Origin of the sequence: Halorussus salilacus, from assembly GCF_024138125.1 — an archaeon.
Classification (GTDB): domain Archaea; phylum Halobacteriota; class Halobacteria; order Halobacteriales; family Haladaptataceae; genus Halorussus; species Halorussus salilacus.
The window spans coordinates 211366-232225 of record NZ_CP099993.1 but is presented as its reverse complement, the minus strand read 5'-3'; the positions used below and the strand labels follow the sequence as shown (position 1 = coordinate 232225).

18 protein-coding genes are annotated in these 20860 nt (G+C 67.2%); 10 read left to right on the top strand and 8 right to left on the bottom strand.

Annotated features, from left to right (window positions below; genetic code table 11):
- Window positions 1-110: 110 nt before the first annotated feature.
- From NGM10_RS01235 to cas6, 5 genes are all read right to left on the bottom strand, one after another.
- Entirely contained in the window at window positions 111-2792 is a 2682-nt protein-coding gene (locus tag NGM10_RS01235) for a CRISPR-associated endonuclease Cas3'' (RefSeq protein WP_253480952.1), read from the bottom strand.
- A gap of 65 nt (window positions 2793-2857) precedes the next feature.
- The gene (cas5b, locus tag NGM10_RS01230; RefSeq protein WP_253480951.1) at window positions 2858-3724 is read right to left on the bottom strand and encodes a type I-B CRISPR-associated protein Cas5b; all 867 of its coding nucleotides are present in this window, start codon (window positions 3722-3724) and stop codon (window positions 2858-2860) included.
- 3 nt (window positions 3725-3727) lie between these two features.
- Entirely contained in the window at window positions 3728-4807 is a 1080-nt protein-coding gene (gene cas7b, locus NGM10_RS01225) for a type I-B CRISPR-associated protein Cas7/Csh2 (RefSeq protein ID WP_253480950.1), read from the bottom strand.
- Window positions 4800-6878: a TM1802 family CRISPR-associated protein gene (locus NGM10_RS01220; protein WP_253480949.1), complete on the bottom strand. Its 2079-nt coding sequence runs from the start codon at window positions 6876-6878 to the stop codon at window positions 4800-4802. Before NGM10_RS01220 ends, cas7b begins: the two co-directional genes overlap by 8 nt.
- Window positions 6871-7644, bottom strand: coding sequence for a CRISPR-associated endoribonuclease Cas6 (cas6, locus tag NGM10_RS01215; RefSeq protein ID WP_253480948.1), 774 nt, complete (start codon window positions 7642-7644; stop codon window positions 6871-6873). Before cas6 ends, NGM10_RS01220 begins: the two co-directional genes overlap by 8 nt.
- A gap of 277 nt (window positions 7645-7921) precedes the next feature.
- On the opposite strand from cas6, the gene NGM10_RS01210 reads away from it, so the two are divergent.
- The gene (locus tag NGM10_RS01210) at window positions 7922-8449 is read left to right on the top strand and encodes a hypothetical protein (RefSeq protein ID WP_253480947.1); all 528 of its coding nucleotides are present in this window, start codon (window positions 7922-7924) and stop codon (window positions 8447-8449) included.
- Between the two features lie 126 nt (window positions 8450-8575).
- On the opposite strand, the gene NGM10_RS01205 is transcribed toward NGM10_RS01210, so the two are convergent.
- Window positions 8576-8824, bottom strand: a complete 249-nt coding sequence (locus NGM10_RS01205) for a hypothetical protein (protein WP_253480946.1) — start codon at window positions 8822-8824, stop codon at window positions 8576-8578.
- 376 nt (window positions 8825-9200) lie between these two features.
- Between NGM10_RS01205 and NGM10_RS01200 the strand changes: the two genes are divergently transcribed.
- From NGM10_RS01200 to NGM10_RS01175, 6 genes are all read left to right on the top strand, one after another.
- Window positions 9201-10472, top strand: a complete 1272-nt coding sequence (locus NGM10_RS01200; protein ID WP_253480945.1) for a sulfatase — start codon at window positions 9201-9203, stop codon at window positions 10470-10472.
- Between the two features lie 178 nt (window positions 10473-10650).
- Complete coding sequence (locus tag NGM10_RS01195) at window positions 10651-11181, top strand: GNAT family N-acetyltransferase (protein WP_253480944.1); 531 nt, start codon at window positions 10651-10653, stop codon at window positions 11179-11181.
- Window positions 11182-11304: 123 nt separating this feature from the next.
- Window positions 11305-11589, top strand: coding sequence for a hypothetical protein (locus NGM10_RS01190; protein WP_253480943.1), 285 nt, complete (start codon window positions 11305-11307; stop codon window positions 11587-11589).
- Entirely contained in the window at window positions 11589-11930 is a 342-nt protein-coding gene (locus NGM10_RS01185; RefSeq protein WP_253480942.1) for a hypothetical protein, read from the top strand. The genes NGM10_RS01190 and NGM10_RS01185 overlap by 1 nt, the downstream gene beginning before the upstream one ends.
- Complete coding sequence (locus tag NGM10_RS01180; RefSeq protein ID WP_253480940.1) at window positions 11914-12444, top strand: DUF7504 family protein; 531 nt, start codon at window positions 11914-11916, stop codon at window positions 12442-12444. The genes NGM10_RS01185 and NGM10_RS01180 overlap by 17 nt, the downstream gene beginning before the upstream one ends.
- 91 nt (window positions 12445-12535) lie before the next feature.
- Window positions 12536-13318 (top strand): rhodanese-like domain-containing protein, encoded by a 783-nt coding sequence (locus NGM10_RS01175; protein ID WP_253480937.1) that lies wholly within the window; start codon window positions 12536-12538, stop codon window positions 13316-13318.
- Window positions 13319-13357: 39 nt separating this feature from the next.
- On the opposite strand, the gene NGM10_RS01170 is transcribed toward NGM10_RS01175, so the two are convergent.
- Window positions 13358-14434: a hemolysin family protein gene (locus tag NGM10_RS01170; protein ID WP_253480934.1), complete on the bottom strand. Its 1077-nt coding sequence runs from the start codon at window positions 14432-14434 to the stop codon at window positions 13358-13360.
- 230 nt (window positions 14435-14664) lie between these two features.
- Between NGM10_RS01170 and NGM10_RS01165 the strand changes: the two genes are divergently transcribed.
- The 3 genes from NGM10_RS01165 (at window position 14665) to NGM10_RS01155 (ending at window position 20426) form a co-directional block, all read left to right on the top strand.
- Window positions 14665-15969 (top strand): S8 family serine peptidase, encoded by a 1305-nt coding sequence (locus NGM10_RS01165; RefSeq protein WP_253480932.1) that lies wholly within the window; start codon window positions 14665-14667, stop codon window positions 15967-15969.
- Between the two features lie 369 nt (window positions 15970-16338).
- Complete coding sequence (locus NGM10_RS01160; RefSeq protein WP_253480930.1) at window positions 16339-19518, top strand: MMPL family transporter; 3180 nt, start codon at window positions 16339-16341, stop codon at window positions 19516-19518.
- A complete protein-coding gene (locus NGM10_RS01155; protein ID WP_253480927.1) occupies window positions 19518-20426 on the top strand; it encodes a TrmB family transcriptional regulator in 909 nt (302 codons plus the stop codon). The genes NGM10_RS01160 and NGM10_RS01155 overlap by 1 nt, the downstream gene beginning before the upstream one ends.
- A gap of 48 nt (window positions 20427-20474) precedes the next feature.
- Here the strand turns inward: NGM10_RS01155 and NGM10_RS01150 are convergent, their stop codons facing one another.
- Window positions 20475-20795: a hypothetical protein gene (locus NGM10_RS01150; RefSeq protein ID WP_253480924.1), complete on the bottom strand. Its 321-nt coding sequence runs from the start codon at window positions 20793-20795 to the stop codon at window positions 20475-20477.
- Window positions 20796-20860 lie beyond the last annotated feature (65 nt).

Sequence of the window (20860 nt, the reverse complement as noted above, 5' to 3'; positions counted from 1 at the left end):
GACGGCCTCGTCGCGAGCCGTTCGGAGGAGGCGTTCGACCGGGTCGTCCTCGGGCGGCCGCTTTTCGGTCGGGTAGTCCTCGGTCGGGTCGCCTCCGATACCGTCGTCGGTCAGAAGAATCGCGCCTCCACGTTACTCTCGGGCAAGTGGACTCCGTCTCGGGGGTGGAAGTACTTCCCGAACTCGGTGTCGGACGCCGAGCGGTCGAGTACGCGCTCGGTCTCGTCGCCCCAGTTCGTCCCGCGGTCGAGCGAGAACAGCGGGTCGATGTTGGCGAGCACTCTCGCGGCCTCCGAATCGCGCCGATAGACGGGGACAGATACGCGCAGTTCGGTGAGGTCGGATCGAAGCCGGTCGATCTCGTCGAATCGCCGCTCGCGGCGGGCTTCCCGGAGGTCCGAGACGAGTCGGTGTTCGGCGTCGGTCCGACAGACGTACACCTCGAACGAGAGGACCTGATCGATAAGCGATTCCTTCCGGAGCGATGCGGCTTCGGCGCTCTCGTAGTAGTTCACGGGGTCGTTGCCGTCGGGTTCGACGCCCTCTCCGACCAGTCGGTGATACGCCTCGACTGCGTGGGTGGTGAGAACCGACTCGGGAACCGTCGCCCCGTCGAGGTCTCCCGGGATTCGTGGTTCGACCGCCGATTCGAGTGCCTCCCGAGTCGCGTTGATCAGGTTCTGTTCGGTGGATTTCTCGACACGCGCGTACACTGCCGCGGACGGCGGTTTCTCGCGGTCGCCGGGTGGTCCGAGTCGCCAGACCGTCACGGTCCCGCGGTCGCGGCGCTCGTAGGACCGGTTGCACCGCCCGGCGGCCTGCACGATGCTATCGAGCGGGGCGAGGTCCCGGTACACCCGGTCGAAGCTGATGTCCACGCCAGCCTCGATCAGCTGGGTCGAGACCACGACGAGTGGCACGTCCTCCCCGGTGAGGTCCGACGCGATGTCGAGAAGCGCCCTGCGGTCGCACGGCCGAATCCGGGTCGTGAGATGGACCAGAGCGAGGTCGGCATCCGCGTCGGCGACGCGCCTGACGAACCGCGCTCGCTCCCGAGTCGCGACGGTCTCGCTACCGCGCGGTTCGGTCGTCGGAATGCCACCGAACGAGCCTCGCAGGGCCCGTCGGTACAGGTCGCTGACGTCGAGCAGGTCGTCGCCGACGTGGTCTTCGAGGGCCTCCGAAAGCTCGCGCGCGCTGTCGATGGTGTTGCAGACCGCGAGCGTCGAGTCGGTCCCGCCAGCCGCCTCGTCGACGAGTCGGACGGCGGCTTCCTCGTGGCCCACCACGGTCTCGTCGTCTCGGGCCGTCGCGCTCGCGTCGAACTCGTACTCGACCCGGTCGGGAAGCTCCCCGTCGAAGTAGCGCTCTCGCTCCCGAATCAGCGCGAACGGCTCGTCCACCAGTTCTGGCTGGGTCGCGGTCATCAGGACGACCTGCGCGTCGTACACCTCGGTCAACAGTCCCACGAGGCGCTCGACCAGCGGCCACCAGTACAGCGGTAGCGCCTGCGGCTCGTCCACGATGACGACGCTCCCGTAGAGTGCGGGGAGCTTCATGCTCTGGGCGTTCTCGGGTCCGGCGAGGCTCTCGAACAGCTGGACGAACGTCGTCAGCGTCGCTCCCGACCGCCAGCTCTCGCCGACCAGCACGTCCTCGCGGGCGTGCTGGTCGGTCGGCTCGTCCGGGTCGGCTCGGTCCTCGTCGTCTCCGCCGCGCTCGGGGAGCGTCGCGGTCTCCGAGAGGTGGTGGTGGACGGTGAGCGTTCGGCCCAGCGGGTCGGCGTCGAACACCTCCCGAAGCGTCTCGGCCGTCTGGTCGATTATCGAGGTGAACGGGAGCGCGTAGACGATTCGACCGTCGGTGTCGCGCCGTCGCTGGATTTCGAGTGCCGCACGGAGGCCGACCAGCGTCTTGCCGTAACCGGTCGGAAGCGTGACGGTTGCGACCGATTCGTCGGCGTCGAGGAACTGCGGGACGTTCTCGACGACCTCGGATTGGGCCTCGGCGCGGAGGCCGTTGAGCGCTCTCTCGTGGTCGTTTCGTTCGTCGCCACCGAGGGTTTCGAGGTGGTCGGTGAGGTCGTCCAGATCGAGCGGCTCGGGTTCGAGACGGTCGTCGTCGAGTCCGCCAGCACGCGTCTTGTCGGCGAGGACGAGTGCGCTCGACAGCTGGAGCATGTCGGCGTAGGTCTCTGCGGTGATGTCCTCGTCGTCGACGACATCGAGGTACGTCACCTCGTCCTCGATGGTCGCTCTGACATCTTCGACGCCGCGCTCGACGAACGCGTCCCACGAACCGCCGTCATCGAGAACGTCGGCGAGGATACGTCCGGCGAGGTCACTCCGGTGGTCGCAAATATCACCGACCTGCTCGGAAACTGCGTCGCAGAGGTTCTCGGACGCGAGGGTCTCGGCGATGCCGACCGCAACGTTCGGGAGGTCGCCGTGATGTCGCCAGACCGCGACGGTCCCCGCCAGCCGCGTCGATTTGCTCACGCCCCACTGTGAGAGCGCGTGATACGTGACGAACGCGCCGAGCCGAGCGTGATGGGTCGGCCTGTCGGTCGGCTCGTCGCGGACGTGCGCCTGAAAGAACGTCGTCAGCTTCCCGAAGTCGTGGAGTCGACCGAGCAGTTCGGCGACTTCCGCGAGGTCGTCGCCCGCGCTGGTCGTCGCGCCGTCGGGAACGACCTCGCGGGCGCGAGTCCCGACCTGAGAGAGGTGAGTTTCCAGCGGGACGGATGGGTCGTCGTTCTCGGAGGGATGGGACAGGACAGTCGGGTGGGTCACGCACCTCACACACCGATAGCAGGGATATACGAAGTTCGTCCCGTCGTCGTCGAGTCGGTGGACCTTCACACGAAGACCACCGTTCGGCCGTCCACCTCGACCGGTTCGACGCCCTTCACGTCGAGGGGCGCTCCGCTCGGACTGTAGGTGTAGGTCAGAAAGCCCGTGGTCTTTCGACCCGTGAACTCCCCTTCGCCGGTCGTCTTCGTCATGTAGCCCGGCGAGCGCTCGGTGCCGTAGGTCGTCTCGGGCGAGGGAACCACGCCGTCGGCGTCGGGGACCGCCGACTCGACCGTCACGATTTCCTCGGAATCGACGGCCATCGGTTCGACATCGTACTCGCCGTGGTACTCGATTTCGGCCAGATGCTCCGAGAGGCCGAGCGAGGGAGCGTAGTAGGACTTCCCTTCCGAGAGCATCGACTTCAGGTGGTGGTAGGCCTCGTCGTCGTCGAGCCACACGTCGATTCGGTACTCGGGGTCGACCAGCACCTCGTAGTTGACCCGCTGGCGGTCGGCGTTCGGGTCGGGATAGGTGATACTGACTTTCCCGCGACTGTTGACCGTCTTCAGCCCTTCGCTGGAGGTCGTCAGGCTGTTCTCCGGGAGGTTCATCGTCCGAATCTCGCCGATGAGTTCGACCGCGATGCCAGACACCTCGGGGCCGAAGCGGTCGTAGTAGCTGTCGCGGTCGTAGCCCGCGACCGCCGAGAGCATCCCCGCGACGGTCGTCCGGGGCATGATTCGGTAGGTCCGCTTGATGGTGTTGCCGTCTACGTGCCGGAAGTGGCCCCACGGTCCGGAAACGGTCAGCGAGAGGCACCGACGACTCGGCGAGTCGTCGGTGCCTCTCGCCGACCGGTCGCCTGCCGACCGGTCGGAGTCGTGGGAGTCGTCGGCCTCGTCGTACGAACCCAGTTGGGTCTGGGGCATGGGTTACGGGCGAGTCGCTTCGTACTCGTCGTACACGTCGACCGACCGGACCGAATCCGCGCCGAGCGCGGATTCGAGCGCGTCGACGAGGCTCTCGGGTTCGAACTCCTCGCCGGTCGCGTCGCCGACCGACACCGAGAGCACGTCGCTCTCGACTACGTGGACCGTCTCGACCTTGTCGGCGTGGGAGCCGAGTCGCGCCACGAGGTCGCTCGCGTCGACTTCCACGTCGTGGACGGTCCGGAACTCGCTTGGGTCCTTGCGGTCGCTTCCTGCCTCGTCGGCGTCGTCCCGGCCCCTCACGTCGAGGAGGTGGGTCAATCCGCCGAGGTGGAAGCTCTCCTCGTCGTACTCGACCCGGAGGTAAAGGCGGGGCTCTTGGCCGACCTTGCTCCGCGTGATGGTCTGGTTCTTGATGGCGCGCCAGCAGAGGGTGTCGAGTCGGCGCACGTCGTCCTCGGCGAGGTTGGTGTTCTCGGCGGCGTGTTCGTCGACGAGGCCGTGGAACCCCACGAGTCCGTACTTGATTCGGTGGTCGTCGAGGTCGAACCCGCCCTGCTCTTTGTCGTCGCCCGTAGCGATGACGCTCGTGAGGCTGTTGTACTCCTCGTTGATCTCGACGGGGTGGAGCGTCTTTCCGGGCGAGAACTGGACCGGGCCGGTGAGGTGGTCGGGGAGGTCTGCCTCGATCTTTCCGATGATGTTGTCGTCCTTCGTGTCGATGCTCATCGTCGCGCCGAACAGCCGAACGTCGGCGGCGTTGGCGAGGAACTCGCCGTAGGGGTCCTCGGGGATGTCGTCGGCGTCGGTCACGCCGAGCGCGTCCTTTATCATCTGCTCGCGTTGTTTCGCGTTCTCGTCGCGCTCGCGCGAGCTCGTGATGTAGACCCCGTGGCCGTCGGCTTCGAGCTGGTCGCGGAGGTAGCGCTTCAGGCGCACGTCCGTGACGATGGCCTGCTTGGTGTGGGGGTCGATTCGCGGGCGGTTCGCCCCGCTGAGGGGGTTGCCGTTGGGGTTGGCGTCGACTGCGTCGTACAGGAACACGATCTCCGAGCGGTTCTCGACGGGGGTGTAGTCAGTCATCGTTGTCTTCCTCCTCGTAGTCGGATGTGTCGTTCAGTCCGTAAGCGATGCCCATCGCGTAGTGGAATCGGAGGTCTTGGGTCGTGATGTCCCAGTCCTCCGGGTCGGCGTGCTGGAGGTCGTCGCAGACGCGACCTGCCAGTTCGTCGCGGATGCGACTGCTTCCGCCGTCTTCGCTCCCGTAGGTCACGTTCAGGCCCACTACGTCGGTCGCGGTTCGCGCGACGTTGTGCTTGGTGAGGTTGTCTATGGGGTGGCGCTTGACCGCGGTCATGCTCTTGTCCTCGTACCGCTGGTACTGGGTGACGCGACCCACGAGCGCACCGAGAACGAACGCGCCGCGGCGCTCATAATTCTCGTAGTCGTCTCTGATCTCCAACGCGGGATGTCGGTCGATGAACTCGTCTAGCTTCTCGATGCGGGACGGTTCCGTCCCGCTCATTTCGGGAGTCATGTCTGGTGCTTGCTCCAAGATCCGGGTCGTTTCGCCGCTGGCTTCGACCACTCCTCGTTCGGCGAGCGCGGCGAACTGTGCGTACTGCGATGCGACGAGGTCACGCGGGAACCACCCGTCGCTGGTGTCGAACTCCTCGGCGAGCCGCTCGACGTACGATTCGAGCAACGACTCGATTCGTATCGTCCCGCCCGAGATGGCGGCGACGGTCGCTCGAAACCGAAGGTCGTCGGCGCTCGGTTCGTCGTCGTCGGTCTCGGCGCAGGTCCGGAAGAAGTACCCCGGCTTCGAGACCATTCCGGTGAACGCCGATTCGGGGCGGTCCGGGTTCGTGAGCGCCCACTCGTCGTTCGTCTGGAAGGCCCCACCGTCGCCGAACGACGGGCCTTCGAGGACCGCCCGGTGGGCCGCGCCCAGTTTGGAGGTCTCGACGTCCGAGACGTTCGTCGATCCGGCGACGAGCCGCCACCTGTCCTTCTGGTACTTGTGGACGACGAGGACCGCGTACCGGAGATGGTCGGGGACTCCGTCGGCACTCTCGTAGGTCCGTTCCACCGGGGTCCGGCTCCTGTCCCCGTCGACGTTGGTGAGTTTCGCCAGCACCGTAAACAGCCGCTTCGCGTCGTCGGCGTCTGGCGTCTTGCGGAGATACGGCAGGTAGTACACCGACGCGCCTCTCGCGCCCGAGTACTGACAGGCGTCGAGGAACGTCTCGGCGTTCTGAGCCGCGATTGCGGCGTCTCGACCCATCGGTTGGGTCCGCCACGACTCGTCGGAGTCGAACCGCGGGAACTTCTCGGCCTGCTTCGAGAGGTACGACTTCAGGGGGTCGTCGACGACGCCGTAGACCGCCTCGTCGGTATCGTTCACGAAGCAGGTCCCGAGGCCGACCGCGTCGTCGGCCTCGTTTTTGGCCTTGAACTTCCGGGTCTTTCTGGCGGCCATCGCCTCCTGAAAGACCTCGAACTCGCCCGGAAGGTGCCACTTCTCGCTCCCGTCGTACGCCGCCGTTCGGGCGACGTTCCGCTCGTCGGCGTCGAGTCGGAACGCGACGGTGACGAGCATCGTCCGCTCGTCGGGAATCCGGTCGGAGCCCGAGATGGCGTCTCGTACCGACTCGCTCTCTCCGAGGGTGGCGAGCGCGTCGACGAGCCAGCCGTCGTCGTGGTCTTCGGCGACCTCACGGACCGCGTCCTCGGTCGGCCAGCGCGTGAGTCTGTCTCGGGCGTGAGCCGCCAGTTTCTCTCGTTCGTTGTCCCGGCCGGATTTGTGGGTGAGACTGTGGTCGACGCCGCGAGCCGAGGCGTACTTCGAGTGGGAGAGCCTCGGAATCAGGTCTTCGGTGTACTGCCAGCAGACCACGGGCCGGTCGGCGTCGAGCGTCGGTGTCTCCCCGCGGAGGTCAACGCGAACCGCGAGGACCGACGGTTTGCCCAGCAAGTCCTCGGCGGCGTCGGGCGTGAGGTACTTCGCGTACTCGCCGCCGCCCGCCGTTGCGAGGGTGTAGAGTTCGCCGTAGAGGGCCTCGATGTCTCGAAGCGAGGTGACCTGCCGGTCGGGAAGCGCGTCCTCGATGTCCGTCGGTGACACCTCGCGGAGGTCAGTCGGTTCAACCATCCTCGTCCTCCACGATGTTGAGGAACCCGAAGCCGAGCGCGTTCCGCTCGCCGATACCGCAGTCGAGCGCGAGGTTCAGGTGGCGTCGGTGATGGTCGTTCCGGACCGTGTACTCGAACCTCCACTTGCTGAGGACGTAGGTCATCACCTCGCCCGTGGTCACGGTCACCGGTAGCGCGAAGGTCTTGATGAGTTCCCGCGAATCGAACAGCGGCCCCTCGCGGTCGCTCGGACCGGGTCGCTCGGGATAGAAACGGCCGTGCTTGCGGTCGAGGTTGTTCCGGACCTGCACGCGAAACGGCTCGGTCGTGTACTCCGGTCGCCAGAACGCCGCGGCGTTCCCGTCGGGGTCGATGTCGTAGTCCTCGAATCGATGCTGGGGGATACGAACGACGACGCCGGTCCCTGTCTCGATAACGCCCGAGGTTCCGGGTTCGCCGACATCCGGCGCGAGGACGCTCAGGTCCTCGACACGGAACGGCATCTCGCCGACGTTGAACTCGCGGTCGGCTTTGAGGTCCCGGGCGACGTGGCTCAGTAGTTCCTCGTGTGGCGACGCGACGAGGAGCGTCCGTCTGTCGCCCTCGTCCATGTCTCTCGGTGGAAACGGGTTGGAGTAGCAGAACTCCGAGGGGACGTTCGCGTCGTGGGACTCGCCGAATTCGGTCCCCTCTAGCGCGTTCCAGAGCCGTCCGCGAAGCTTGTGGTGGTACGCTTCGTCGTACACCGCGTTTGCACGCGCGGAAAGTCGTACGAGAAGCCGCATTCAGGTTTGTACCCTCCGAACCGCCGATTGTCCGTGTGGCATAGCTGTCACTTTCGAACCCACTCTGATAAATGTACGGGAAGATGGAGGTTCGGCGAATCGAGCCCGACGTGACGATGCGACCGGTGGGTACGGTGGGGTGAGCCCCGAAGTCGGGCATGGTTTCAGCAACACCTCGTGGGAGCGAAGCGGGATTCTGGTCGCTCGCCCTGCGACATGAGATGCGCTGGAAATGCTCTGGAAAAATATAAGTCAGTAGTGTGGTAAACGGTTGCTAATGTCAGACAGGTCCGGGAGGAGACAGGTAGGGGCCGAACGTGCGTCGGGGTCCCGTTACTCGACAGACGTGCGGCGAGGAGGCGGTTTCGCGCGCCCAGACGAGGTATCGACACAGGCCATCTCGGTCTCGTTCTACGGTCGCCTTCACGGGCTGACGCCGACCGGGTATCGAACCGCGGCGTTCGGCGGAACCGGACTCCTCGGCGGCGCGGTTCTCCTTCTCGGCCATTTCGCTCGCACCGGTGGTTCGCTCGGCCCGCTCGGCGGGTCGGTTCGGACGCTCGCAATCGGACTCTTCCTGCTCGCGTTCGGCGGGGGCTACTTCGTCGTTCGCGCGCGCTCGTCGTGCTCGTCGTGCGAGACCGCCTTCGCCCGGCGACGAACCCGCGCCCGGCAGATTCGCCGCGAGTCGGACGGCCAAGGCCCCGACGAGGTGTACCTCGAAGAGACCTTCGAGTGCGAGGCGTGTGGCGACCGGACGACCGAACCGAGTTCGTACGCCCAGTTCTCGTATCTACAGTTCTGACCTGACTGCTCGGACCTGTCTCGGAAGAATAGTTCGTCGCGGGTCGGGTCGGTCGCCGACCGACCCGACCCGCGAGGAGTCGACTCGACCCGCGACGACCGGCCCCTGCGCCCCGACTTCGCGCGCTCACTCGCCGAGGTAGCCGAGCGATTCGAGGCGCTCCTCGACCTCGGCCTGCTCGTCGGTGTCGAACGCCTCCTCGTCGGTGTCCTCCTCGACGTGGTAGAGCACCTCCTCAAGGACGAACGCCACGTACTCGTCGGGGGAGTCGAACTCGGTGTACGGGAGTCGGTCGGCGACTCGCGAGACGAGGTGGTCGGGGAGGGTTACGTCGCTGGTCTGGCGGACGGCGGTCGCTTCTTCGGTCCCGCTCATGGTCCCCAGTTGCCCCACGACGGCCTTTGTTATACGCGGCCTGACCGCGAGTACGACCGGCCTTCGCGGTCGCGTCGCTCCGCGGTTCGAGCGCGCTTGGGCCCGCGGTTTGAACGCGCTTGGGCCCGCGGTTCGGGCGTCGCGGGCGGAATCCGACTCCGCGCGCGGAGTCGGATTCGGCGGCACGAGGTCGGCGGGGCGAAGTCGGACTCGGATGACGGCGTAGACGCCCCGTACGCGCCGACAGAGCGTCCATAACAAAGGACGACGGCGGAGTAGCGCCGCCAACCGTGACACCTTATCACCGAAACCGAGTCCGGGCCTCGTCGAATCGACCGCCGTTCCGTCGGCGCTCGCGCGCATGCGAGGTGATGCGATGAGCGGTGACAGCGCCCCCGAGAACCCCGACTCCGAGAATCGTAACGTCGTGATGGTGACCGTCGACAGCCTCCGGGCCGACCACTGCGGGTTCATGGGGTACGAGGAGGACACCACTCCGACGCTCGACCGGATGGCCGAGGACGGACTGGTGTTCGAGAACGCGGTCACGCCCGGCCCGAGCACGCTCGACGCGATGCCCGCCATCTTCACCGGCCAGTTCCCCGCCGAGCGCGACATCCGGTCGTCGTCCACCGCGGTCTCCTACGAGAAGATGCGCAGGCACATGCGGGCGCGCCGGAACGTCGCCGAGCGCTTCTCCGAGCGGGGCTACCGGACCGTCGGGTTCACCGCGAACCCGTGGACCTCGCGGTACACCGCGTTCGACGACGGCTTCGACCGCTTCGAGGACTTCATGGACGAGGACCGGTCGAGCGGTCTCATCGAGCAGAAGGTCACCGAGGGCGACTCGCTCACGGCGAACGCGGTCCGACACACCTTGAACTGGGTTCAGGAGCAGAACATGTTCCAGTCGTGGACCTCCTTCTACGACGACATCGTCGAGCGGGCGCGGGGCGACGAACCGTACTTCCTGTGGATCTTCCTCGTCGACGTTCACATGCCGTACCTCCCGACCGAGGAGTACCGGACCCAGTCGAAGTACGCGATGTTCCCCGCGAACCTCTGGCTCTACCTCAAGAACGACGCGTTCCCGGACTTCCTCCGCGACCGCTTGCTCCGGGCGTACGACGACGCCATCCGGTCGACCGACGCGTTCCTCGACCGACTGCGGTCGGACCTCGCGGAGGACGACCCGCTGTTCGTGGTCACCGCCGACCACGGCGAGGAGTTCGGCGAGCACACCATGTACAGCCACGGCGACGTGTACGACGAGCACGTCCACGTCCCCCTCGTCGTCGGTAACGGCCCCTCCGGAACCGTCGAGGAGCCGTTCTCCCTGCGGTCGCTTCCCGAACTCCTGCCCCGACTGGCGACCGAGGACGACGTGGACCTCGCCGAGTTCACGAAGCCGCTCGTCCGCACGAAGAACTCCGAGCGGAAGGCGCTCCGGGGCCAGCGGTACAAGTACGTCTCGACCGAGGACGGCGAGGAGGCCTACGACCTGACCGTCGGCGAGCACGACGAGCGCCCGATGGCGGAGTTCCGCGAACTCGGTCGCCGACTGGTCGAGCAGTGGGAGGCCGAAGAACGGGAGTTCCGACGGGTCACCTCGGCGGCCCAGCGGGTCGCCGCCGACGAGTCGGTGTGAGTCGCCACCCGCGTCTCGGTGTGAGTCGCCACCCGCGTCTCGGTCCTCGATAGGCCCGGACGCTCGCGGCGCGAGCGTCCGGGCCGACCGTCGAGTGCACTCGACGGTCGGCCTCCGGTGTGCGACTCGGTCCGGAACCGGGGAAAGAATTAATTCGGTCGGGAGAGACCGGTGGCGTATGCCCGGTGCAGTCTTCCTTCGGGGCGACGGCGTGACGCTCCGAACCGTCGAGGAATCAGACGTGGAGTTCCTCCGCGACACGCTCAACGACCCCGAGGTCCGAGCGCGGCTGATGACCAACAGGCCGCTCAACCGCCACCAGGAGCGGGAGTACTTCGAGGAGCGGATTTCGAGCGACGAGACCGTGAGCCTGATGATCTGTTCGGACGGCGAGACGGTCGGCAACGTCAGTCTGAGTCCCATCGACCAGCGGGCGGGCAACTGCGAGATCGGTCTCTGGGTCGCGCCCGACCACCACGGCAGGGGGTACGGAACCGAGGCGTCGCGGCTCCTGACCGGCTACGCCTTCGACGAACTCCGGATGCATCGGGTGGGTGCCCGGGTCTTCGCGCACAACGACGCGTCACGGCGCATCTTGGAGAAAATCGGCTTCGAGCGCGAGGGCGTCCACCGCGACGAGGCGTTCACCGGCGGCGAGTACGTCGACGTGTGCTACTACGGCGTGCTGGCCGACGAGTGGGACGGCTGAGCGTCGGGGCGCTCTCCCGGCCCTGCGGGGGAGTACCGGCTCCCGCGGGCCGACTCCCGGTTTGCCTCGCTTCGATTGCCCGTTCGCCAGAGTATAAATCCCGTGAGCGGAAACGCCGAGGAAATGGTGGTCGAACGGATACTGTCGCTCGCGACCGTCCTCGTCCTCGCGGCGACGCTCCCGCTCTCGCTCGTCGCCATCCGCGGATTCCGCGGCGCTCCCTTCGGTGCGGTTCTGCGCCCGCTCCCGGTGGTGCTCGTGGCGTACATCGCGCTGAACTCGGCGTGGGCGCTCGACGTCTCGGTTCCGCCCGCGTACCAGATCGTCACCTCGACGGTGGCGACCGGGGCCGTCCTCGTCTCGGCCGCCCACGTCCTCGTCCTGCTCACCGAACGGAGGAAACTCTGATGGACCTCGTGACCTTCGCGTTCATCGCCCAGACCGCCACGCTCGTCATCGCCAGCGCACTGCTCGTCTACCCGGTCGTCGCCTACGCACACAACGTCGCACACACGCGCGGGCTCCTGTTTCTCTCGGGGGCGTTGCTGGCGATAACCGTGTCGTACGTCGCGGGAATCGTGTTGGAGCTGTCGGTCGCCTCCGCGGCGTTCGACCTCGCCTCGGCACTGCTGGCGGCGGCCGGAATCTGGCAGTTCGCCCGCCCGTTCGTCCGGTTCGAGGACCCGGAACTCGACACCGAGACGGTCGAACGCGCGTCCGGAGGGTTCGAGAGTGCCGGGGACGACTGACGCCTCAGACTTCTCGCTGTCGCCCGGCGAGCAGGCGCTGGTCTCGGTGCCGTCGATGGGGTCGCCGCTGGCACACCTGCCCGACGAGGCGTTCGAGAACCTGCTGGTGGTGTCGGCGAAGGCGTCGCCCGCCAAGGTCGAGTCGCTGGTCGAGCGCCGCGGCGGCGACCCCGAGAAGGTCGGCGTGATTCCGGTCACGGGCTCGCAGGTCGAGTACGACGGACCGCTGTGGACCGCCGACTCGGTCGACCCCAGCGACCTGACCGGCATCAGCATCCGACTCTCGACGGCGTTGCGGTACGTCATGCGCGGCGGCTGGGTCGTCTTCGACAGCCTCAACGTCCTCCTGATGTACGGTCGCGAGGACCGGGTCTACCGACTCGTCGACTCCGTGGTCTCGAACGTGCGGGCCAAGGACGCCTGCGGCGCGTACTGCGTCGTGCGCGAGGCGGTCACCGACGAGACCTACTCGCGGTTCCGGGACCGTTGCGACGTCGCGGTCTCCGTCGAATAATTTCAGGACGTTGTGGTGCTGATTTTCCAGTTCTGTCTACAGATTACAGGATAATAAAATTAATAGCTCGTCGGGCGCTAAGGCCACGCACATGAAACGACGAACGTTCTTGGCGACCGGAGCGGCTTCTCTCACCGCGGTCGCCGGTTGCCTCGGCGGTGGCGGAGGAGACGAGCTACCCGTCACCCCCTCGGACGGGGACCTCGACGGTTACCCGCCGGAGTACGACGACGTGCCGGACGAGCGGGACGTCGACACCTCTTCGTTCAGCACCACCACGCAGAAGGGCGTCGAGGTACCGTTGGTCCCGGTGGACGTCGCCAAGTACTGGCACGCGCGGCGGGAGGCGCGGTTCGCCGACGCCCGCGGCGAGAAGCAGTACAAGGCGTCGCGAGTCGACGGCGCGGTACTGAGTCCCGCCGAAGAGTCGGCGCTGTCCGACGACGCCGACGCCGTGACGGACTGGCCGAAGGACGACCGCATCGTCGCCTACTGCGGGTGTCCCCACCACCTCTCGGGCATCCGCGCGGCGAGGCTCATCGACGCTGGCTACGAGGAGGTGTACATCATCGACGAGGGCTTCTGGGAGTGGCACGACCGGGACTACCCGATGCAGGGCGAGGACATCGACGAGCGACCCGAGAGCTGGGTCATCCGCGGCGAGACCGACCCGAACTACGCCCGCGACGACGCCTGGGCCTACCACGACCCGACGGGCCAGACCGAGGCCACCGGCATCACCGACGACGGCACCTACGAACTCCACCTCACGTTCCACGACGTGGGTCCCGACTCCACGGTCGAGGTCGAGACGCCCGCCTACTCGGTCGAGGGGACGCTCGCGGACCTGTCGGTCGGAACCGTTCGGGGATAGCTCGGTCGTCGCGCAAGGGTAGCAGACGAGCGACCGGGTTCAGTCCTCGGACGCGGCGGCCTGTTCCCTGTCGAGCGGGTCCTCGATCTCGCCCGTGACCGACTCCAGCAGGTCGGTCACGGTCACCAGCCCCACGACCGCGCCGTCCTCGACCACGAGCGCGAGTTCCTGATTTTCGGTCTGGAACTGGTCTATCGCGTCGCTCACGTCGGTGTCGGGCGAGAGCGTCATCGGCGGCGCGGCGAGTTCCGCGAAGTCGATGTCGCCGGACGCCAGTTCCTCGCGATGGCGCATGAAGACGGGAACGTAGACGATACCCCGGAAGTCGGTCAGTTCCTCGCCCACCAGCGGATACCGGGTCTGGGGGCGCTCTTCCATCCGCCGGAAGTTCTCCTCGGAGTCGACCTCGGTCGAGAGCGCGACGATCTCGTCGGGCGGGACCATCGTCTCGCGCACCGACTGGTCGCCGATTCGGAACGCGTTCATCACCTCGTCGCGGCGGTCCTCGGGCAGGTCGCCGCGTTCGAGCACCGACCCGAGTTCGGTGCGGAGGTCGGCCCGCGACTCGATGACGTCCTCCTCGGTTTCGAGCCACGCCCCGGTCATCTCGATGCCGAACAGCCTGAGCGTCCACTTCGCGACGCCGTCGCCGAGCGTGATGAGCGGCGAGATGAGCCAGTTGAACCAGTACAGCGGGGTCGCGCCGTACCGACACACCATCCGGGAGCGCTCGACCCCGAGGTACGTCGGGGTCTGCTCGCCGTGGGTCAGGTGGACGAGGTTGATGATGAGAAACGCGATGACCGCGCCCGTCCCGATACCGGCCAGCGCGGTGTTCGCGAACAGGGGTTCGAAGACGGCCGCCAGCGCGGGTTCGGCGACGATACCGACCGCGATGCTCGACGCCGTGATGCCGACCTGACAGGTGGTGAGGTATATCTCGAGGTTCTGGGTCATCTCCCACGCGCGCTGGAGCCCGGGGTTGTCGCCGACGAACTCCTCCTCGGTGTACTGTCGGGCCCGGGTCAACGCGAACTCGATGGCGACGAAAAAGCCGTTCGCCAGTATCAGGAACACACCCGCGACTATACGGGCGAGGACTTCGAGCGAGTTCATCACCTGACTATACTCAGACCCGATACAAATGAGTGGTGGGTACCCCGGAATCGCTACGAACGACTCGCGGGTACCGGAGCCGTCGGCTCTCGCGACGTTCGGTCGGTGCCGGAAACTCCCGGTAGGTTCCCCCGAGTTCTTGGTAATGTAAACCTATACCAAAGGTATTATAACCGAAGAAGTAGTGTAAATTTCTTATGGCCGGTTATTCACGACGGTCGTTTCTGAAGGTGAGCGGCACAGCACTCGGCGGAATCGCGCTCGGCAGTACGGTCACTGCCGCGGCGTCCAGCGAGCGGTTCCTCGTGGACGCGAAGAAGGTCTCGGCGTCCGAGGCCGAGTCGGCGGGACTCGAAGTCGTCCACGACGTGAGCGAGATCGACCTGCTGGTCGTCAGCGGGGAAGAATCCGACGTCGAGTCGCTCGGCTCGGCGTACGCCGCCGACAGCGTCTACTCGCTCGACCTGCCGGTCGGCGAGGACGCGCCCGTCACGGCCGAGGAGGACGCGACCGACGAGCCCGGGTACGGAATCCAGTGGGACAAGCAGGTCCAGAACGTCCCGGAGGCCCACGAGGTCACCCGCGGCGAGGACACGCGCGTGGCGATTGTCGACTCCGGCGTCGCGGCGGGCCACCCCGACCTCGAACACGCGGTCAACACCGACCTCTCGCGGGACTTCACGGGCGACGGTTACGGCGCGGGCGGTCCGTACGGCGGCTACCACGGCACCCACGTCGCGGGCATCGTCGCGGCCGACGACCGCAACGACGAGGGCGTCGTCGGGACCGCGCCCGCCACCGAGATCGTCGACTGCCGGGTTTTCTCCCCGACCGGAGGGGCGTCGTTCGCCGACATCGTGGCCGCCATCGTCTACAGCGCGTCCATCGGCTGTGACGCCGCGAACATGAGCCTCGGGGCGTACCCCGTGGCCCGACAGGGTCAGGGGAGCTTCTACGGCAAGGTACTCAACCGCGCGACGACCTACGCCAACAGTCAGGGCACCCTGCTAGTCGCGTCGGCCGGGAACGACGCCGCCGACCTCCAGCACGACAGCGACGTCATCAGCCTGCCCAACGAGGCCGCGAACGTGCTGTCGGTCAGCGCGACCGGCCCCATCGGATTCAACTGGGGCGACGAGGGCCTCGAAAGCCCCGAGTACACGCCCTCGGTCTACACCAACTACGGGACCAACGAAATCGACGTGGCCGCGCCCGGCGGCAACTACGACCCCGAAGCCGCAGAGGACGGCGTCCCCGGCTACTACTACGACTTGGTGTACAACACCCTCGCCGAACCCGTCTTCGACGACGACGGTTCGTATCTGGGCGCGGCGTACTCCTACGGCTGGCTCGCCGGGACCTCGATGGCCGCGCCGCAGGTCGCGGGCGCCGCCGCACTGGTCGCGGCACAGAACCCCAAGTACAACGCGAATCAGGTGCGTCAGGCCCTCAAGAACAGCGCCGACACCGTCGAGGAGTTCGACAAGACCTACTACGGCGCTGGCTTCCTGAACCCGGTCGACGCGCTGGAGTAAGTCGCCGACCGACGCCCGTTAGCTACCCGATTTTTCTTCGCCGACCGACGCCCGCCAGTCGTGAGTCTCTCGGTGGTGGGTCCTCCGAGCCGAGGGGCCCGGATGGGTCGGTCCCGGGACACTCGCGCCGCGCGGCGCGAGTGTCCCGGCCCGGTCGCGAGACGTGGCGCGGTCGCGCGAAGCAGTCTGGTCACGAGAAGCGACCGACCGCGAGTATCGACCGGGGCGCGTTCGACGCCGAACGGCGTCGAACGCGCCCCGACGGCCCGCCGGTCGGAATCCGGATTCTTTATGCGCCTGCTGTTAGTAGTCTTCTAACAACAGACTCGATAGCATGTCAAGGGACACACCCACGCGGAGGGTCGCGCGGTGAGAGCCAGCGACCTCTTCGCGGTCGTCACCGAGCACAGTCGCGTGGTCATCGCGGTCCTGCTCGTCCTGACCCTCGCGGTCGGGGCGGGCGCGCCGATGATCGAGCAGTCGTCGTCGCTCGATCAGTTCCAGAGCGACAGCACGGCCGCCGACAAACTCGATTACGCCGAGGAGAACTTCTCGTCGGGCGACGACAACACCACGACCGTCCAACTCATACTCCGGGGGGACAACGTCCTCTCGAAGGACGCGCTGGTGGAGTCGCTCGAAATCCAGCGGTCGCTCCGGGACAACGCAACCGTAAACCGGACGCTGGCCGACGACACCCAGTCGTCGGGCATCTCGAACGTCGTCGCGACCGCCGCAATCCAGCAGGAGCGCGCCGACGAACTCCGCGAGGACGGCGCGGAACTCGAACGCGACCGGGCGCGTCTCAACGCCACCGTCGAGAACCTCACGGTCATGCTCGACGAGACCCGCGAGGTCCAGCGCGAGTACGACGGACTCAACCGGTCGTACGAGGCTGGCGAGGTCAACGACTCGACGTATCGACAGCGTTCGAGCGAACTCGAATCGCGCTTCGATTCGATTCGCTCGGAGGCCGACCGCAGCCTGACCGACGAGCAGGACGCCCGGTTCGAGCGGTTGGTCGGCCAGACCCGGACGCTCCAACAGCAGATGGGCGGCCTGAACGCCTCCTACGAGCGGGGCGAGATCAACCAGACGACGTACCGCGAGCGGGCCGGTGAGGTCCAGTCCGGATTCGAGGAGGTGTACCGCGAGGGCGCGCCCGGCGTCCTCCGCGGGGAGTTCGCCGACCTCCGCGAGCGGGGCGACCGGTTGCAGGAGCGCCAGGAGGACCTGCAGAACGGCTCCCAGCCGACCCTCGACGAGCAGGTCGAACAGTTGCGGTCGATGAACGACTCGGAGGTCGAGGACGTGGTCACGACGGTGCTGAGCGACGACGGCGACGGGCCGTCGTCCCAAGCGTTCTCGTTCATGCCGACCTCCTACGACCCCGGAAGCACCGAGGCGAACGCGACGATGATCGTCGTCTTCCAGTCTCAGGAGGGCGAGACCTCCATGGAGGGCCAGGCGTCCACGGACATCGAGGAGTCCCAGCAGGCCATCCAGCGGGTCGCACAGGAGACGAGCGACCGCGAGGTGATGGTGTTCGGCGCGGGAATCATCAGCGAGGAGACCGACCGGTCGATGTCCGACAGCATCGCCATCGTCGGACCGCTCGCACTGCTGTTCGTGGTCCTGACCCTGCTCGTCGCCTACCGGGACCTGCTCGACATCCTGCTGGGGGTCCTCGGCATCTTCGCGGTGCTGATCTGGACGTTCGGCGCGATGGGGTGGCTCGGCATCACCTTCAACCAGATATTCATCGCGGTGCCGGTCCTGCTCATCGGACTCTCCATCGACTACGCCATCCACGTATTCATGCGCCACCGCGAGGAGCGCCAAGAACACGCCGGAGAGAGCGTCAGAGACGGGATGCGCGTCGCGCTCGCCAGCGTCGGCGTCGCGCTGACGTGGGTGACCGCGACCACGGTCATCGGCTTCCTGTCGAACCTCATCAGCCCGGTGCCGCCGATTCAGGACTTCGGCATCGTGAGCTCAATCGGCATCCTCGCGGCCCTGCTGGTGTTCGGCGGCCTCGTCCCGGCGCTGAAGGTCGAACTCGACTCCCTGCTCGAATCGTGGGGCTTCGACCGGAGCAAGCGCGCGTTCGGGACAGGCGGCGGCGCGCTCGGGTCGGCGCTCAAGCTCGGCTCGGTCGCGGCGCGAAAGGCCCCGGTCGCGGTCCTCGCGCTCACGCTGGTCGTCTCGGCTGGCGGCGCGTACGGCGCGACGCAGGTCGACACCAGCTTCCAGCAGGAGGACTTCCTCGCCGAGGACCCGCCGGGGTGGACCGACGACCTGCCCGAACCGTTCCGGCCCGGCGAGTACTCCGCGAAGGCCAACCTCGAGTTCGTCAACGACAACTTCGTGCGCGAGGACTCGCAGGCCCAGATACTCGTCGAGGGCGACGTTGCCAGCGCGGCGGCGCTCGATAGCCTCCAGCGAGCCGAGGACCGCGCGGTCGAGAAGGACGCGGTGGTCGTCCTCTCGAACGGCGACCCCCAGATTCAGAGCCCGCTGTCGGTGATGGAGTCGGTCGCCGACGAGAACGAGTCGTTCAACGAGACGTTTACCGCCGCCGACACCGACGGCGACGGCGTCCCCGACCAGAACGTCGAGGCGGTGTACGACGAACTGTTCGAGGTCGCGCCCGACCGGGCGGGCAACGTCGTCTACCGCGAGGACGGCGAGTACCGGGCGGTCCGGATGATCGTCTCGGTCGACGGCGGGGCCTCGTCGGCCGACGTGACCGAGCAGATGCGCGACGTGGCGGGAGTCGTCGAGGGCGACGGTCTCGTCGCCACCGCGACCGGTCAGCCCATCGTGTTCGAAATCGTCCAACAGCAGCTGCTCGACACCGTCATCCAGAGCCTGCTCATCACGCTCGTCGCGGTGTTCGCGTTCCTGATGGTCGCCTACCGGCTGGTCCACGGGAGCGCCACGCTCGGGGCGGTCACCCTGCTCCCGGTCGCGTTCAGCGTCTCGTGGATTCTCGGGACGATGTACCTGCTCGGGATGCCGTTCAACGTCCTGACGGGGATGATCACCAGCCTGACGGTCGGGCTGGGCGTCGCCTACAGCATCCACCTCAGCGAGCGGTTCAACGTCGAACTCGACCGTCGGGGGTCGGTGTGGGCCGCCCTCGACAAGAGCGTCACCGGGACCGGCGGCGCGCTGCTCGGGAGCGCGGCGACCACGGTCGGCGGGTTCGGGGTCCTCTCCGTCGCCATCCTGCCCGCGCTCCAGCAGTTCGGCATCATCACGGGGCTGACCATCGTCTACGCGTTCCTCGCCAGCGTCCTCGTCTTGCCGAGCCTGCTGGTGCTGTGGATGCGCTACCTCGGACCCGAGGTCAGTGAGTCGGCCGACCCGAGTCCCGCGGTCGCCAACGGTGGCGTCGCGAGTGAAACGAGCGACGCCTCGTCGGACCCGGGGTCCGACGGCGGGTCCGTGAGCGAGGCGACCGGAGCGTCGTCGGACGCCGAGTCCGACTGGGAGTTCGGAACTCAGGTCGACGACTCCGCGGCCGACCGCCGGGAGGACGACTGATGGACGAAGACGACACCGTCGAGCGAAGCTCGACGAGCAATCGGACGCAGTCCGATGACACCGCCGAGCGAAGCCCGACGAACGACCGGACGCAGTCCGATGACACCGCCGAGCGAAGCCCGACGAGCAATCGGACCCAGTCCGATGACGCCATCGAGGCCCTCGAAGACATGGGGCTGTCGAACTACGAGGCGAAGGTGTTCGCGGCGCTCCAGCGACTCGGCACCGGCACCGCCCGCGACGTGCATCGCGCGACCGACGTGCCGCGGTCGCAGGTGTACGGCGCGGCCGAGTCGCTCCAGGAGCGCGGTCTCGTCGAGGTCCAGCAGTCCAAACCCATCCAGTATCGGCCCGTCAGCCTCGACTCCGCGCGGTCGCACCTCCGCGGGGAGTTCGAGCGAACACAGGAGAAAGCGTTCGACTACCTCGAAGCCGCCCGCAAACAGCGCGGCGACGCCGACGAGCGACGAGAGGACATCTGGACGGTCCACGGCCGGACCAGCATCGACGGCCGGGTCGAGCAACTGCTGGCGGAGGCCGAGCGCCGGGTCGTCTTCGCGCTCGGCGAGGACGCCGACCCGCTCGCCGAGTCGGTCGCCGACGCCCTTCGCGAGTGCGCCGAGTCCGGCGTCGAGGTGCTGGTCGTGAACGCCGATGCCGAACTCCGCGAGCGGTTCGCCGACGACCCCGTGGCGTTCCGGGACCTCCCGGTCGACCACCCCCACGCCGACGACCCGGTGGGTCGGGTGGTGGTGGTCGACGGCGAGACAATCCTGCTGAGCGTCCGGACGGCGGGCGACGACCCCGAACTCGGCGACGAGACCGCCATCTGGTCGTCCAGAACCGGCATCGCGACGGTCCTCATCCAACTCATCGACGGCGGTCTCGGAGAGGCCGTGTCGGTCTGACCGCGGGGGAGTGCGAGCGCTGTCGGGTCCCGTCTTTTGGGGTCCCGCTCAGGGGTCGACCGAACGGCCGTCCCCGCAGTCGCCGTCGCAGTCGCAACCCCGGCCGAGGCCGAACGTCCCGTTGCAGTTCTCGCATCGGCCCGCCCGGAGGTAGACGAGGACGCCGACGACGATACCGGCGACGCCGACCGGCGTCCCGGACACCGACCCGACGGCCGGGACCGCGACCGCGCTCGTGCCGAGTAGCGAGAACCCGCTGCCGACGAGCAACCCAGCGAACAGCGACGCGAACAGGCGCGTGTTCGCTATTGCGCCGACGGTCGAGGCGATTCCGGTCTCGCCCGCGCGCTCGTCTGCTCCAGAGGTCATATCCGCACCTCTCACTCGGGCGTATTCAATCCCCGACAGTGTTCCCTCTAACCCGGACAGTGTTC